Source organism: Nesterenkonia flava (genome assembly GCF_031432335.1).
GTDB classification, from domain to species: domain Bacteria; phylum Actinomycetota; class Actinomycetes; order Actinomycetales; family Micrococcaceae; genus Nesterenkonia; species Nesterenkonia flava.
On the sequence record NZ_JAVKGT010000030.1, the window covers coordinates 22,300 to 37,094 of the forward strand.

The 14,795-nt window shown below is 65.5% G+C and carries 15 protein-coding genes and 1 tRNA gene; 10 read left to right on the forward strand and 6 right to left on the reverse strand.

Annotated elements, in window-relative coordinates; genetic code table 11:
• Positions 1-257 precede the first annotated feature (257 nt).
• Positions 258-331: transfer RNA gene (locus RH857_RS10815), tRNA-Val, on the forward strand.
• Positions 332-450: 119 nt separating this feature from the next.
• On the forward strand, positions 451-2,466 hold the full coding sequence (locus tag RH857_RS10820; protein WP_310537984.1) for a threonine/serine exporter family protein: 2,016 nt from the start codon (positions 451-453) through the stop codon (positions 2,464-2,466).
• Between the two features lie 57 nt (positions 2,467-2,523).
• Here the strand turns inward: RH857_RS10820 and RH857_RS10825 are convergent, their stop codons facing one another.
• Complete coding sequence (locus tag RH857_RS10825) at positions 2,524-3,213, reverse strand: uracil-DNA glycosylase (RefSeq protein WP_310537985.1); 690 nt, start codon at positions 3,211-3,213, stop codon at positions 2,524-2,526.
• A gap of 97 nt (positions 3,214-3,310) precedes the next feature.
• Here RH857_RS10825 and RH857_RS10830 point away from each other — a divergent pair, with 97 nt between their 5' ends.
• Both RH857_RS10830 and groL read left to right on the forward strand, forming a co-directional pair.
• Positions 3,311-3,934 (forward strand): LytR C-terminal domain-containing protein, encoded by a 624-nt coding sequence (locus tag RH857_RS10830; protein WP_310537986.1) that lies wholly within the window; start codon positions 3,311-3,313, stop codon positions 3,932-3,934.
• Between the two features lie 400 nt (positions 3,935-4,334).
• Complete coding sequence (gene groL, locus RH857_RS10835) at positions 4,335-5,972, forward strand: chaperonin GroEL (RefSeq protein ID WP_310537987.1); 1,638 nt, start codon at positions 4,335-4,337, stop codon at positions 5,970-5,972.
• 65 nt (positions 5,973-6,037) lie between these two features.
• On the opposite strand, the gene RH857_RS10840 is transcribed toward groL, so the two are convergent.
• From RH857_RS10840 to RH857_RS10855, 4 genes are all read right to left on the reverse strand, one after another.
• Positions 6,038-6,328 carry a WXG100 family type VII secretion target gene (locus RH857_RS10840; RefSeq protein WP_310537988.1) on the reverse strand — a complete coding sequence of 97 codons (291 nt, stop codon included), beginning with the start codon at positions 6,326-6,328 and terminating at the stop codon, positions 6,038-6,040.
• Between the two features lie 220 nt (positions 6,329-6,548).
• The gene (locus tag RH857_RS10845; protein WP_310537989.1) at positions 6,549-8,111 is read right to left on the reverse strand and encodes a sensor histidine kinase; all 1,563 of its coding nucleotides are present in this window, start codon (positions 8,109-8,111) and stop codon (positions 6,549-6,551) included.
• 30 nt (positions 8,112-8,141) lie between these two features.
• Positions 8,142-8,870 (reverse strand): response regulator transcription factor, encoded by a 729-nt coding sequence (locus RH857_RS10850; protein ID WP_310537990.1) that lies wholly within the window; start codon positions 8,868-8,870, stop codon positions 8,142-8,144.
• A gap of 92 nt (positions 8,871-8,962) precedes the next feature.
• The gene (locus RH857_RS10855) at positions 8,963-9,205 is read right to left on the reverse strand and encodes a hypothetical protein (protein ID WP_310537991.1); all 243 of its coding nucleotides are present in this window, start codon (positions 9,203-9,205) and stop codon (positions 8,963-8,965) included.
• Positions 9,206-9,373: 168 nt separating this feature from the next.
• Between RH857_RS10855 and RH857_RS10860 the strand changes: the two genes are divergently transcribed.
• Positions 9,374-9,757 (forward strand): cold-shock protein, encoded by a 384-nt coding sequence (locus RH857_RS10860; protein ID WP_310537992.1) that lies wholly within the window; start codon positions 9,374-9,376, stop codon positions 9,755-9,757.
• A gap of 5 nt (positions 9,758-9,762) precedes the next feature.
• On the forward strand, positions 9,763-10,119 hold the full coding sequence (locus RH857_RS10865; protein WP_310537993.1) for a DUF3027 domain-containing protein: 357 nt from the start codon (positions 9,763-9,765) through the stop codon (positions 10,117-10,119).
• Between the two features lie 46 nt (positions 10,120-10,165).
• Here the strand turns inward: RH857_RS10865 and serC are convergent, their stop codons facing one another.
• Entirely contained in the window at positions 10,166-11,290 is a 1,125-nt protein-coding gene (serC, locus tag RH857_RS10870; protein ID WP_310537994.1) for a phosphoserine transaminase, read from the reverse strand.
• Positions 11,291-11,361: 71 nt separating this feature from the next.
• On the opposite strand from serC, the gene RH857_RS10875 reads away from it, so the two are divergent.
• The 4 genes from RH857_RS10875 to RH857_RS10890 all read left to right on the forward strand — a co-directional run bounded on the left by RH857_RS10875 (position 11,362) and on the right by RH857_RS10890 (position 14,559).
• A complete protein-coding gene (locus tag RH857_RS10875) occupies positions 11,362-12,084 on the forward strand; it encodes an iron-dependent transcriptional repressor DtxR (protein ID WP_310537995.1) in 723 nt (240 codons plus the stop codon).
• Positions 12,085-12,555: 471 nt separating this feature from the next.
• Positions 12,556-13,497, forward strand: a complete 942-nt coding sequence (locus tag RH857_RS10880; RefSeq protein WP_310537996.1) for a C40 family peptidase — start codon at positions 12,556-12,558, stop codon at positions 13,495-13,497.
• Between the two features lie 188 nt (positions 13,498-13,685).
• Positions 13,686-14,189 carry an HNH endonuclease gene (locus RH857_RS10885; RefSeq protein WP_310537997.1) on the forward strand — a complete coding sequence of 168 codons (504 nt, stop codon included), beginning with the start codon at positions 13,686-13,688 and terminating at the stop codon, positions 14,187-14,189.
• Between the two features lie 166 nt (positions 14,190-14,355).
• Entirely contained in the window at positions 14,356-14,559 is a 204-nt protein-coding gene (locus tag RH857_RS10890) for a cold-shock protein (RefSeq protein WP_310537998.1), read from the forward strand.
• Positions 14,560-14,795 lie beyond the last annotated feature (236 nt).

Genomic DNA, 14,795 nt, shown 5'->3' on the forward strand with positions numbered 1-14,795 from the left:
TGTGGGGGCCACCTCGTGGAGAGCGTGGCGGGGTCTCCCCGCCCGCGGAACCAGCTTCAGGCGTGATGGTCCGCGTCAGCGGACCGGGAGCCACGAGGTCAGGGACCCGTGCGCCCGGTAGGCCGGGTGTGGGGGCCACCTCGTGGAGAGCGTGGCGGGGTCTCCCCGCCCGCGGAACCAGCACCGAGTTGGGGATAGCGTCTCGGGGGTGCTAATCTTTTACGGCACTGATAGGCGCGCTGCGCACGGTGCTGTAGGGATCTGTAGCTCAGTTGGTTAGAGCGTTCGCTTCACACGCGAGAGGTCGTTGGTTCGAGTCCAATCAGATCCACAGATGAGTTCCTCATCGCTCTTCGCCTGACTCGCAGGCATGTTTTTCACCTCGAATTCACCACAGGCCCGTCACAAACGGGTCTCTTTGTGGTGGACTTCTGCTTGAGAGGAGGGGCAGTGACGGAGAAGGATTCACACGATTCCGCCCATCGGAGCAGCCGAGCCGACCAGGACGCTCACCGCAGCGAGTCCATCCATGGCTCGGGAAGCTCTCACGCCACTGGGGTCTCGCACGACACTGTCCCGATCGACCCGGTCATCTCCGAACCGTCCACTGACACTACTTTGATCCCCGTGGTCCGGCCCTCTGAGGCCGAGGAGGACGAAGGGTTCGTCAAGTCCCTCACCGGTTCCATCGCCTCCTCCTGGCGTTCCGCCGCCGAAGAGGCAACTCTGGAATGGGAAGAGTATGACGCCGAGGCCGTAGCCCGTGCTGCTGAGGAGGCCGAAGCCGCCGAGGCGGAGTCCGTGCGCCACGAGTTCCCGGATGACTTTGACCTGGCTGCCAGCGCCGAGCCTGCCACGTCGTCGGCTCCGGCTGTCTCAGGACCGTCCACCGGCGGCATCAACCAGCCGCCGACAGTGCCCTCCTCGCCGGTGCCGCCGTCAACCGCGCTCGACAGCGTGCCGCTGCGCCGCCGTTCGGTGCTCCGCCCCAGCTGGCTCAAGCCCAAGCTGGGCAACCAGTTCCGCAAGGGCCAGATCCTTGACCGTGCCGTCTTCGAACGTCGGGTCAGCCCGCAGCACGTCTTTCGACGAATCATGCAGACCGAGCGCCCCGTCACCACTCAGATATCATTGGTGGACCGACTGGTAGGTACGCCCTATGAGAACCCGCACCAGGCCGAACATCCGGTGGACGCGGACGAGCTGGAGACCATTGCCTTCGTCCTGGACCTGGGCGAGGCGCTCTTTCGCTACGGTGCCGGCGCGCTGGAGGTGGAGTCCTCGATCATCGCTGTGACCGCTGCGTTCGGCATGAAGAACACCGATGCGGACATCACAAACCAGTCGATCATTCTGAACTGGGCACCCGAGGGCAAGATTCCCTATACCCGCGTGCGCGTGGTCCGTTCCTGGTCCTCGAACTTTAAGGCGCTCGCCGCCGTGCACGAACTGGTCACCGACATCATTGCCGGGCGCCTGACCCGTTCCGAGGCGGAGCAGCGCCTGGAGGAGATCACGCGCGAGCCCAAACCCTACCCCCGGTGGCTGGTCACGCTCGCCGGTGCGGTGTTCGCCAGCTTCTTCGCCTCATTCCTGGGCGCCCCTCTGCTGGATGCCGCCCTGGGCTTCGCGGCAACGATCATGGTGCTGTGGACCACGCGTCAGCTGACGGCCTGGCGGGTGCCGGAGTTCTACACCCTGGCCGCGGGAGGCTTTGTGGCCAGTGGCTTTGCGATGGCGGCCTTCATGCTCGACGCCGAGATCACCCCGTCCATGGTGGTGGCCGGCGGGCTCATGATTCTGCTGCCGAGTGCCCGTATCGTCTCGGCGATTCAGGATGCGATCAACGGCTTTCCCATCACCTCGGCCGGACGTCTCGTCTCGGCGATGATCGCCTTCGCTGGTATGACCTCGGGCATTATGGCCGCCGTCGTGATCGCGGACTTGCTGGGCGCTCCGCCCATCGAGATCGCCGAAGGGCTCACCCGCATCTATCACCCCACGATCATGGTGGGATTGGTCTTCTTCGCCGCGCTCGCCGCCGCCATTGTGGAGCAGTCGCGCTGGCGCATGGTCCTGCCCACCGCCATCGTGTCGGCACTCGGCTTCATCGCGTTCTACGCGGGGGAGATGATCGGGCTCGGTGACCGCGTGACCCCGCTCATCGGCGCGACGGTGGTCGGTGCCCTCGGCCGCGTGGTGGCGCTGCGTATGGGCGCCCCACAGCTGGTGGTCGCGGTGCCGGCCATGATGTTCATGCTGCCTGGACTCATGGTCTTCCGCGGTATGTACCAGATTGCGATCGAGAATTCCTCGACGTTCATGATGGCCGGTCTCTTCCAGCTCTTCAACGCGCTGATCATCATTCTGGCCATCGCCGCAGGCATTGTGCTCGGCGACGTCATGATGCGGCCCTTCACCTCCTCACTACAGTCCAACGAGCGGGCCCGCGGCCGCCGCCGCTAGGGTCCCGACGACGCCCCCGTGTGCTAGCGCGGTGGTGACGTTTCCGCTCGGGGGCTGCTAGGAGATTCGCCAGTCGATGGGTGCGGAGCCCAGTTCCTTCAGCGCCGCATTGGTCCGGGAGAACGGTCGGGACCCGAAGAACCCGCGGCTGGCGGACAGAGGTGAAGGATGCGGGGAGACGATGACGCGGGTGTGCGCCCCGGACTCGAGAAGTGGCTGCAGCTGGCGCGCCTGGGCTCCCCACAGGATGGAGACGAGAGGCTGACCCCGCTCCACCAGTGCGCAGACCGCCGCTTCGGTGATCTGCTCCCAGCCCAGGCCACGGTGCGACGCCGGAGCCCCAGCGGTCACCGTCAGGACCCGGTTGAGCATCAGCACGCCTTGGTCCGCCCACGCGGTGAGGTCCCCGTGGGCGGCTGGCTCGATCCCCAGGTCACTGTGCAGCTCCTTATAGATGTTCTGCAGGCTCCGCGGCAGAGGACGCACATCGGCAGCGACGGCAAAGGACATGCCGATCGGGTGGCCGGGGGTCGGATAAGGGTCCTGTCCGATGACCAGAACCCGAACGTCCTGAAACGGCTGGCGGAACGCGCGCAGGATGTTCTCGGGTGCGGGCAGGATCTGTTCACCGGCCTGCCGCCGGGCCGTGAGGGCTTCGGCGACGGACGCGAACTGCTGAGTCTGGGAGGCCAGGGCGGTCTCCCAGCCGGCTTCCAAGGGTGCAATGAGATTCTCTGAGACACTCACCCGTTCCACTGTAGCGGTGGGGCGGATATGCGCGGCTCAGCGCCGCCTGCGCCGTAGGATGGGTGCGAATGCAAGCACCACGTGAGGACGACACCCCATGAGCCAGTTCCCCCATGATGAGTTCGACGACGTCCCCCCGTACAAGCAGGGGGAGGCTGGAAAGCACCGCGCGCCCGGCGCCGCTGCCGCCAACGGTGTCTCGGGTGGGGGTCTGAAGTGGATCGGCCTGCTGGCCGCCTTCTGCCTGTTCGTCGGTGCCTTCGCCTACTTCATCCTTCCGCTGTTCACCGGCGATGACGAACCTGAGGCCGCGGACGAGACCCAGGAGACCGAGCAGGAGCAGCCCGCCGAAGGCGAGGAGGGTGCCGAGGGCGAAGAAGGTGCCGAAGGGGAAGAAGGCACTGAAGGGGAGGCCGACGCCGCGGGCGAGGCTGATATGGACTTCCCCATCTACGTCTACAACTATGACGGCACCCCGGGGGTGGCTGGCTCCGTGCGTTCCCAGCTGGAGAATGCTGGTTTCAACGTCACGGGCCAGGACAACTGGAGCTCGGGCTGGAACACCTGCGGCGAGACCGCACCCGTGGTGGTCCACCCGCCGGCAGAAGAGGCCACCGCGGCCCAGATCGCTGCTGAGCTCGGTGCCGCAACCTGTGCCAGCGACGGCTGGACTGAGGCCGGCATCATTGCCGTAGCGGTGGGGGCCGAGAGCGCGCAGTAGCCCCCGTTATCCCCAGGTTTTTCGCCCCCGGCGCAATGCGACCGGGGGCGAACTGCATCCACGGTCATGGCGCGCCTTTATCCCTTCCGTTAGCTCTCTAGCGTCTTGCACTCCATTCGGGCGCGGCCCACGCCGAGCTGGGCGCGCCGCGGGTCCCTTCGCCCTCACTTTCCCGCCGAGTGCAAGCCTTCTTAGTGTCTTGCACTCGGCGGGGGAGAGTGCTAAAAATTGGACTAGCACTCTCGTGTCGAGACTGCTAAGCAGCAGAACCTGACAGGTGAGGCCGTATGACGTCTCCGGTGACGCGGAGACTGGCCGTCCGTCGCGGGCATCTGACAAGGTTCGACCGGAGAACGTCACTGTTCGTCAGATATCTAGGTCCAGGAAGGACACGTGCCATATGGCTAAGACCATTGCATTCGACGAAGAGGCCCGCCGCGGCCTCGAGCGGGGTCTGAACACCCTCGCCGACGCCGTCAAGGTCACCTTGGGCCCCCGCGGCCGCAACGTTGTGCTCGAGAAGTCCTGGGGTGCCCCCACCATCACCAACGACGGTGTCTCCATCGCTAAGGAGATCGAGCTCGAGGATCCCTACGAGAAGATCGGCGCCGAGCTCGTCAAGGAAGTCGCCAAGAAGACCGACGACGTCGCTGGCGACGGCACCACCACCGCTACCGTTCTTGCCCAGGCCCTCGTCAAGGAAGGCCTGCGCAACGTGGCCGCTGGCGCTGATCCGGTGGGCCTGAAGCGCGGCATCGACAAGGCCGTGGAGGCCGTCACCGCCGAGCTGTTCCAGTCCGCCAAGGAGATCGAGACCACCGAGCAGATCGCTGCCACCGCCTCCATCTCCGCTGCCGACAAGCAGATCGGTGAGCTGATCGCCCAGGCCCTGGACAAGGTGGGCAAGGAAGGCGTCATCACCGTCGAGGAGTCCAACACCTTCGGGCTCGAGCTGGAGCTCACTGAGGGCATGCGCTTCGACAAGGGCTACCTCTCCGGCTACTTCGTCACCGACGCGGAGCGCCAGGAAGCAGTTCTGGAGGACCCCTACATCCTCATCGCCAACTCCAAGATCTCCTCCGTGAAGGATGTCATCGGCATCCTGGAGCAGGTCATGCAGTCCGGCAAGCCCCTGCTGGTCATCGCCGAGGACGTTGAGGGCGAGGCTCTGGCAGCTCTGGTCGTCAACAAGCTCAAGGGCACCTTCAAGTCCGTGGCCGTGAAGGCCCCCGGCTTCGGTGACCGCCGCAAAGCCATGCTGGCCGACATCGCCATCCTCACCGGCGGTCAGGTCATCGCCGAAGAGGTCGGTCTGAAGCTGGAGAACGCCACCCTCGACCTGCTGGGCACCGCCCGCAAGGTGGTCGTCACCAAGGACGAGACCACCATCGTGGAGGGCGCAGGCGACGCCGACGAGATCGCCGGTCGCGTCAACCAGATCAAGGCTGAGATCGAGCACACCGACTCGGATTACGACCGCGAGAAGCTGCAGGAGCGGCTGGCCAAGCTGGCCGGCGGCGTGGCCGTCATCAAGGCCGGTGCTGCCACCGAGGTGGAGCTCAAGGAGCGCAAGCACCGCATTGAGGACGCTGTGCGCAACGCTAAGGCCGCTGTGGACGAGGGCATCGTCGCCGGCGGCGGCGTGGCCCTGATCCAGGCCGGCAAGCGCGCCTTCGAGTCCCTCTCCCTGGAGGGCGATGAGGCCACCGGTGCCAACATCGTCAAGGTCGCCATCGAGGCTCCGCTGAAGCAGATCGCCATCAACGCAGGCCTGGAGGCCGGCGTCGTGGCGGAGAAGGTCAAGGGCCTGCCCGACGGCACCGGCCTGAACGCTGCCACCGGCGAGTACGAGGACCTGCTGGAGGCCGGCGTCAACGACCCGGTCAAGGTGACCCGCTCTGCTCTGCAGAACGCTGCCTCCATCGCCTCCCTGTTCCTGACCACCGAGGCAGTTGTGGCCGACAAGCCGGAGAAGACCCCGGCCGGCGCAGGTGCCGAGGGCATGGACGGAATGGGTGGCATGGGCGGCATGATGTAATCGCCCCTTTCCCGCACAAAAGGCCCCGCAGAGCCCGACGGCACTGCGGGGCCTTTTGGTGTCCCTCAGCGGCCGAACATGCGAGTGTTGGCCAGCTCGGTGTCCTCATACTGGGTCGAGGCCACCGTCATGGCCTGCCGAACGTTGGCCAGGGACTGCTCAACTTGAGCCTGCGTGGCCCGCCACTGGGTCAGGACGTCTTGAAAGGCCAGAGCTGCTGAGCCCTTCCACGTTCCCTGCAGCTGGCGCAGCTGGGACTCCATCAGGTTCACATCTGATTGGAGGCGACCCAGGGTGGCCTCGACGCTCTGACTCTTGGCGAGCAGGTCTGCGGTATCGATCTGGAAGATTGCCATCGTGCTGTGTCCCATCCTCGGTCACCGCTTGCGAAGCGGGGAGGCGCGGACGCGCCTGCCGACTCTGACGCTAGGGCCCCTACGGCGGGGCAGCCGGGTGCCTCAGGGGATACGAGGATACTGCGGGACGTCGTCGTGCCTCATCCCGCCCTGGGGAAAAGAACAAGGGGACTCAGCGGTCTGGATGCTCCGTGCTTCCGGTGCTTAGTTTTCCCGGTGCTCAGTGCTCTCGGTGCTCCAGGGCAGCGGCGCGAAGCTGTTCCAGCTCCTCGTCGTCCAGGTCAGCCTCATGGTCACCGTCGAACTCGAGATCCTCTGCCTTGGGCAGCCGTAGGGTCATGGTGGCTCCGCCGCCCTCGGTCTCGCTGTGACGGACGCTGCCGCCGTGCTGGGCAGCGATGGTCGCGCAGATGGCCAGGCCCAGGCCGGTGCCCCCGGTCTCGCGCTGGCGGGACTTGTCGGCCCGGTAGAAACGCTCGAAGATCTTTGCGGCATCCTCTGCGGGGATGCCTTCGCCGTGGTCCCGGACTTCCAGCACTGATTCGGGCTTTCCGTCGATGAGGCTGTCGGTGCCCACTGCCAGCTCAATCGGGGAGCCCTCGGGGGTGTAGCGCAGCGCGTTGGTCACCAGGTTGGTCACGATCTGGCGGATGCGTCCCTCATCTCCGAGGACCGGGGCAGACTTGGGCCCCTCGGTGCACAGGCCCACGACCTTGACCTCGCGCTCGGGGGCGTTGACCGTCATGTCCATGACAGCTTCGTGGGCGATGATGTTCAGGTCCAGGGGCTTCATCTGCAGGGGGCGCTGCTCGTCCAGGCGGGCGAGGGTGAGCATGTCCTCAACGAGCTGGCCCAGGCGCGTCGCCTCGGACTCGATGCGGCCCATAGCGGCGCTTACGGCTTCAGGATTGTCGCTGAGGCCTCCCTGGCGGTACAGCTCGGAGAAGCCTCTGATGGTCACCAGAGGCGTGCGCAACTCGTGGGAGGCGTCCTGAATAAAGCGGCGCATCTTCTGCTCGGAGGCCGTTTTGGCGTCAAAAGCCTCCTCGATATGCTCCAGCATGACGTTGAGGGAGCTCGAGAGTCGCCCGATCTCCGTCTCCGGCGGGGCAGAGGTCTCCACACGCTGGGAAAAGTCGCCTGCGGCGATCTGGCCCGCGGTTTTCTCCACCCGCAGCAGCGGACGGAATGCGCGGGTGACCAGGGCGTAAGCGATGGTGGAGGCACCTAAGACGGCCAACAGGCCGATAGTGGAGACGAGGAACGTGGCGCGCTCCACGGAGGTCTCTACCTGGTCCCGGGGCAGGGCAATGACGAGGGTGCCCTCTTGGGCCTGCAGCGGGTGAACCTGCACGCGCCAGCCTCGCGAGTTCTCTACGGTGCCGGGGACGTTGAAGGACTCGCCCCACAGCTCGAGGGTCTCCTCGTAGGTGGGCTGGGGAATCTGCGGCAGGTCCAGCCCCTCGAACGGGAAGTGCGTGGCGCGACCGACTGTTTCACCGTTCTCGTCCAGCAGGACGCCGTAGAAGCGCAGGATGGAACGCTGATCTTCCAGGGCGTTGGAGCTGCCCTGCTGCATGAGGTACATCGAGACGTTGTTGGCGTTGGCGGCGAGGTCCTCATCCAGGTTCCGGTCCAGCTCCTGGCGGAACAGCGAGGCGGAGACGAAGGTGGTCACCGCCAGGGTCAGGATGAGCAGACCTGAGGTGATGAAGACCAGCTGCGTGCGCAGCGAGGCCCGGCGCCAGGTGCGTGAGACGGAACCGAGCGCTGGAAGAGCCATGCGCACAGTCTAGTCTGCGGTGCGTTGCGCTTAGAGGCCCTGGCTGCGCTGGCGGCGCTCCCAGGTCTGCAGCACGTAGCCCACGCCTCGCTTGGTCTGGATCATGGGCGCGCCCTCTGCTCCAGAGTCAATCTTGCGCCGCAGGTACGAGATATAGGACTCGACGATGGAGGCATCACCGTTGAAGTTGTACTCCCAGACGTGGTCAAGAATCTGCTGCTTGGAGAGCACCCGGTTGGGGTTCATCATCAGGTAGCGCAGCAGCTTGAACTCGGTGGGGGAGAGCTCCACGATCTCGCCGTCGCGCCGAACCTCGTGGGCGTCGTCGTCGAGTTCGAGGTTGTCGATGGTGATGACCGCGTCCTCGTCCTCGTACGGGGCCGTGCGGCGCAGCACTGCTTTGATGCGCGCCACGACCTCGTCCAGGGAGAAGGGTTTGGTGACGTAGTCGTCGCCGCCCACGGTCAGGCCGGTGATCTTGTCCTCGGTGTCATCTCGAGCGGTGAGGAACAGCACGGGGAAGTGCTTCCCTGCGGCCCGCAGGCGTCGGGTGACGGTGAAGCCGTCCATGTCGGGCAGCATCACGTCCATCACGGCAAGGTCCGGGGCGAATTCCTCGGCAGTGTCAAGAGCCTCGCGCCCATTGGCCGCGGCGGCCACCTCGAAACCTGCAAAGCGCAGAGAAGTGGCTAGCAGCTCACGGATGTTGGGCTCGTCGTCGACAACGAGCAGTTTGGCTTCCGGTGTCTTGTCAGTCACGGCGCCAAGTTTCCTCCCGCTATCTGGGAATCAGCTGGGAGCACGCTGGCCGTCGGGTGAGCATGCGGCGTGCTGTCCCGCAGGCGAGCGGCTCAGGCGGGGCTCAGGCGGCGGCGTCGCCCCAAAGAGAAGATGACATAGAGGCACATCAGTGTGAAGCCCACAGGGAAGCCCCACAGCGCAGTGCCGAAGAGCTGCGGGTGCTGTGAGGAGCCGGCAAAGTAGAAGCCCAGAATGACCAGCAGTGCGACAAAGGACGCGGCGGTCACGACCACACCCAGGATCAGGCACAGGCGTGCCGGCAGCGGCTGACGAGAGGCGGTGGTCGCAGGCATGGACAGAATTCTATCTCTGACGCGTGACGGCGGTACCCTAGAAGGCAGACAACACCCATAATCGCACCGTGTACGAGGTTCCTCGCGGCGCAGTCCAGTCCCACACCGGGGCGCTGCGCGGGGGAACCTCATGAATTCGGTGCCCGAGCAGACCAGAGGTAAGAAGACGTGCCAACCGGAAAAGTGAAGTGGTTCGACGCCGACAAGGGCTTCGGATTCCTTACCGGCGATGACGGCCAGGAAGTGTATCTGCACTCCTCCGCCCTGCCGTCCGGGGTCTCCAGCGTCAAAGCGGGAACCCGCATGGAGTACGGCATCGCCGACGGGCGCCGGGGCAAGCAGGCACTCAGCGTCCGCCTGCTCAGCGAGGCCCCCTCCGTGGTGCGAGCGACCCGCAAGCCGGCCGAGGAGATGGGCGAACTCGTTCAGGACCTGGTGAACCTGCTGGACAACACCACCGGTCAGCTGCGCAAGGGGCACTACCCCAAGCCTGAACAGTCCAAGAAGATTGCTGCGCTGCTGCGCCGTGTCGCCGACGACTTCGACGCCTGAGAACCATGCCCACATACAAGAAGGACACCGTGCTGGCCGAGGCCCAGGAGCTGGCCCGCACCGCCCTGGCTGAGATCGCTCCGCAGGATCAGATCGGGGAGCACCTGAGCATCAGCGCCGACGGCGACCGCCTGCTCACCCACCGCTTCGCCGCCTCCAAGCCCGGCTATCACGGCTGGGAATGGTTCGTAACTCTGGCCCGGGCTCCTCGCAGCAAGAAGCCCACCGTGTGCGAGCTGGGCCTGCTCCCAGGAGCCGGAGCGCTTCTGGCGCCCGAATGGGTGCCGTGGTCCGAGCGGGTCAGCGAGGAAGAGAAGAAGGTTCAGGAGCAGCAGAGCGACAAAGAGGCGGCCGAGGCCTAAGCCTCGACCGCCTCCACGCTCACCGCCGGCAGCTCCCGTTGCGGGTTCAGGCCTGCGACTCGAGGACGAAGTCGATGGCGCCCAGGAGGCGACTGATGTCTTCCGGCTCGATGGCGACAAAGGTCGCGATGCGCAGCTGGTTGCGTCCCAGCTTTCGATAGGGCTCGACGTCTACGATGCCGTTGGCGCGCAGGGTCTTCGCCACGGCGGAGGCATCCACCGAATCGTCGAAGTCCACGGTCACGATGACGTTGGAGCGGTCCTCTGCGGACTGCACGAACGGGGTGGCCTGCGCGTGCTGCTCAGCCCAGCGGTAGACCCGTCCAGCGGAGTCCGCCGTGCGGGCCGCGGCGAATTCCATGCCGCCGGAGGCGTTGAGCCACGCGATCTGCTCATTGAGAGTCACCAGAGTGCCCAGGGCGGGCGTGTTGTAGGTCTGGTTCTTGCGAGAGTTCTCGATGGCGGTGGTCAGCTTCAGGAAGTCCGGGATCCACCGATCGGTGGCAAGGCGCTCAGCGCGCTCAACCGCGGCAGGCGAGAGGACAGCGATCCAGAGCCCGCCGTCGGAGGCGAAGTTCTTCTGGGGCGCAAAGTAATAGGCATCGGTGGCGGCGATGTCCACGGCCAACCCGCCGGCGCCGGAGGTGGCGTCAATGAGGACTAGGGCGTCGTCGTCGGCCCCGTCGACGCGGTGCACGAGGGCGGCCACACCCGTGGAGGTCTCGTTCTGAGGCCAGGCGTAGACGTCCACGCCGGCCTCGGCGCGTGGTACCGGTCGAGTGCCGGGCTCCGAGGTCAGGATGGAGGAGGCCTTCAGGAACGGCGCGTTGTCAGTGGCCTTGGCGAATTTGGAGCCGAACTCCCCGAAGGACAGGTGCTGAGCCTTGGCCTGCACCAGAGAGAAGCTGGCCACGTCCCAGAAAGCGGTCGCACCGCCGACCCCCAGCACCACCTCATAGCCCTCGGGCAGGGAGAAGAGCTCCCCGAGGCCTTCACGGATGCTGCCCACCAGGTTCTTCACGGGTGCTTGGCGGTGTGAGGTGCCCAGCAGCTTCGGTCCGGCCTCGGCCAGGGCCTGTACCTGCTGCGGCCGCACCTTGGACGGGCCGGCGCCGAACCGGCCGTCAGAGGGAAGCAGCTCGTCCGGAATGGTTAGGTGCTCAGCGGCCACAGGCGTCTCCTCAGTGAGATGATGTAATAACGAATGCCGCCCTCATACTAGTTTGATTCGGAGAGCACACGTTGACCGATCTGATCGACACTACGGAGATGTATCTGCGTACCATCCTCGACCTCGAGGAGGAAGGCATCGTCCCGTTGCGTGCTCGAATCGCCGAACGGCTGGAGCATTCCGGTCCCACGGTGTCGCAGACGGTGGCGCGCATGGAGCGTGATGGGCTGCTGCTGCTCAACGAGGCCCGCCAGCTGGAGCTTACGGAGAAGGGGCGCGATCTTGCGGTACAGGTGATGCGCAAGCACCGCCTGGCGGAGCGGCTGCTCTCGGACGTCATCGGTCTTGAGTGGCCCTATATCCACGAGGAGGCGTGCCGCTGGGAGCACGTCATGAGCGAGCGGGTGGAGCGCCGCCTGGTGGAGATTCTTGATGACCCGGTCGAGTCTCCCTACGGCAATCCCATTCCGGGGCTCGAGAAGCTGGGCTTTGCTGCGGGGGCTCATCCCTCGCAGCTCTCCCGGACCACCCTGCGGCAGGCGGCGGAGAACCACGACGCCGGCACCGGAGCCTCCACGTGGAAGATTCAGCGCCTTGCCGAGTCCATTCAGGTGGAGCCCGAGGTTCTCGAGCAACTGCTGGAAGTGGGGCTGCGCCCCGGCAGCCGGGTGGAGCTGGCCGGCTCCACGGACGCCTACGTCACCTGCCGCGTCACCGGTGAGGGTATGGAGGCTCTCGAGGTGGAGCTCCCCCTGGAGGTCGCCCAGCACATCTTCGTCCACGAGGCCGTCTAGCTCCTCGTGACGCTCGGGGTCCGACCACATCACGGTGTCGTGACCCGTAAGGGCCGTGCGGGGGTTCCCGGAGGCCTCTCCGATGGCCTCAGATCACGAATGTGACGTTCCCGTGACAAAGGACACGGTAGCTGAGGAATGCCCCCGGATCCGCGTCATCATGCGGATGCAGCCCGTGCGTTCCAGCTCGGCTCAAGGCTCATCCCAGGATTTTCCCCAGGCTCCGTGACCTGAGCGTGACATTTATATCAACCTGTTATAAAGTCGTTTCGTGCTCAGGGGAGATGTCCGAAAACCCTGAGGGCCTCCAGTCGGTCTAAGACCCTGCCGCCGACAGGAGAAGTTCGCAAAAACTACCGCAGAGCAGGGGGCGGAAACCCGCGGTCGAACTGGACCTGGAGCACACAGCATCCCGGCTGTTCAAGCTCCACACCGGCGGATCCGCCACAACAGGGAGAGGTTTCAGTAGAAGTGACAGAGAACAACACGATCGTTTCGCGCCGTGAGCGCCGCCGGGCCCGCAACACCCTGGCTGGTGCCGTGGCATCCAACGCCGGTGTGATGGGTCGCGGTGCAGCCGTGGCCGTTGCCGCCTCCGGGCTGGTGATCTCCGGCGGTGCCGCTGCCAACGCAGCAGCAGTGGACCAGGGTCGCGAGGTGACCACCCTCGAGATCTCGGCCTCCGACCTCAACGTGGAGCTGGCATCCAACGCCACCCCCGTGACGGTGGCCGCCACCCAGGACGTCGAGCTGACCTTCGACCGTCCCGTGGTCTCCTCCAGCCCGGCGCAGCAGGCCGCTGCTCCCGAGCCGGCTCCGGAGGCAGTGCCCGCAGCGCAGACCACTGAGGCTGCCGCACCGCAGACCCAGCAGGCCGCTGCCCCCGCTCAGCAGACAGCCCCTGCTCAGCAGACAGCCCCTGCTCAGCAGCAGGCCCAGGCTTCTGGCCAGCAGACTCAGCAGTCCGCTCCCGCTCAGCAGGCTCAGCAGGGCACTTCCAGCCAGCAGTCCCAGTCGGGGACTACTGCGGCCAGCAGCAGCACCGAGACCAGCCCCGCTCCGTCTGCGCCTGCAGGCGGCGGCTCCGTGGTCTCCGCGGCATACGCCGGCATCGGCAGTCCCTACTCCTGGGGTGGCACCACCACCGCAGGCTTCGACTGCTCCGGTTTCATCAACTGGGCCTACAACCAGGCTGGTAAGAGCGTTCCCCGCACCACCCACGGCATGGCTGCTTCCCTGACGCGCGTCAGCAGCCCGCAACCCGGTGACATCGTGCTCGCCAACGGCAATGGACACGGTGCCATCTACGTGGGCAACGGCCAGGTCATCTCTGCGACCTCTTCGGGTGGCGTCCGCCTCCACGGTCTCCACGAGGCCTGGCACAACGTCTCCGGCTACTACCGAGCAGGCTGAGCCACTCGGCCGTTAGGCTGAAAATCTCTTCACGTATGGGGCGCGATCCTTGATGGGGATCGCGCCCCATACGTGTTTCTTCACCTTCTGCCCCGTGTCACAGAACAGGACAAGAGTCTCCAGGGCGTCTATATTGACTCTGGAACCACTCCGCTGTGACCTGACACGTACGAGCGGGAGGAGAGCTGATGCGCACCCTGGTGCTCAATGCCGGCTACGAGCCGCTGAGCGTCGTGACCTCCCGCCGTGCTGCGGTCCTGGTGATGCGGGGCAAGGCCAGCATCCTGGCCGAGGACGGTTCTCCGATTGCCTCGCCGTCGCTCCTGATGCCGCGGCCGGCGGTCATCCTCCTCCACCAGTACGTCAGGGTGGCCCGACGGCGCCCCAGCGCACCCTCGCGGCGCGGGATCCTGCGTCGGGACCGACGCGTTTGTGGCTACTGCGGCAAGGCTGCGGCCACGGTGGACCACGTGGTGCCCAAATCTCGCGGCGGGGACTCCAGCTGGGAGAACCTCGTGGCCTGCTGCGGACCGTGCAACGTGCGCAAGGGGGACAAGACGCTGGAAGAGCTGGGCTGGAAACTGCGGATCACCCCCAAAGCCCCTGCCCAGCACGTCTGGCTTCCGCAGGAACTCGACGCGCCCCACGAGGCGTGGAGGCCCTTCCTGGGGTCGGCTCAGGCGGCTGCGTAAACCTACCCCTTGGCGGAAGCCCTTCAGTAGCGTAGTGTGGTCGCAGATACGTCAATAGCTTCATCAGCTGGTGGCCGCATCATATTCTCCGCATTCGCCTGGCCGGCGTATGCGGGACAAGCACCGTATTATCGGTGCGCCGAAAGAAACATAGTAAGGAAATATCATGGCCACTGGCACCGTCAAATGGTTCAACGCTGAGAAGGGCTACGGGTTCATTGCACCCGCAGACGGCTCAGACGACGTGTTCGTGCACTTCAGCGCGATCACCACTTCCGGCTTCCGTTCCCTCGAGGAGAACCAGCAGGTGGAGTTCGAGACCGCACGCGGCCCCAAGGGTCTGCAGGCGGAGAACGTCACTCCTCTCTAAGGTTCAGCGATCCGAGAGGTTCGATGATCTGAACCCTCAAGAAGAACGGCCCCCCTCGCATTCAGCGAGGGGGGCCGTTCTTTTCGTTTCCGACCTCAGCCCGAGAGCGCGGGGTCAGTCTGCCCAGAACGGGTAGTCCGTATAACCGCGGGCCCCGCCCACATAGAACGTGGCGGGATGTGGGTTATAGGCCATAAATGTGTTGCTGGTCCGGGCGTGTCCAGGGGATTCAGAAG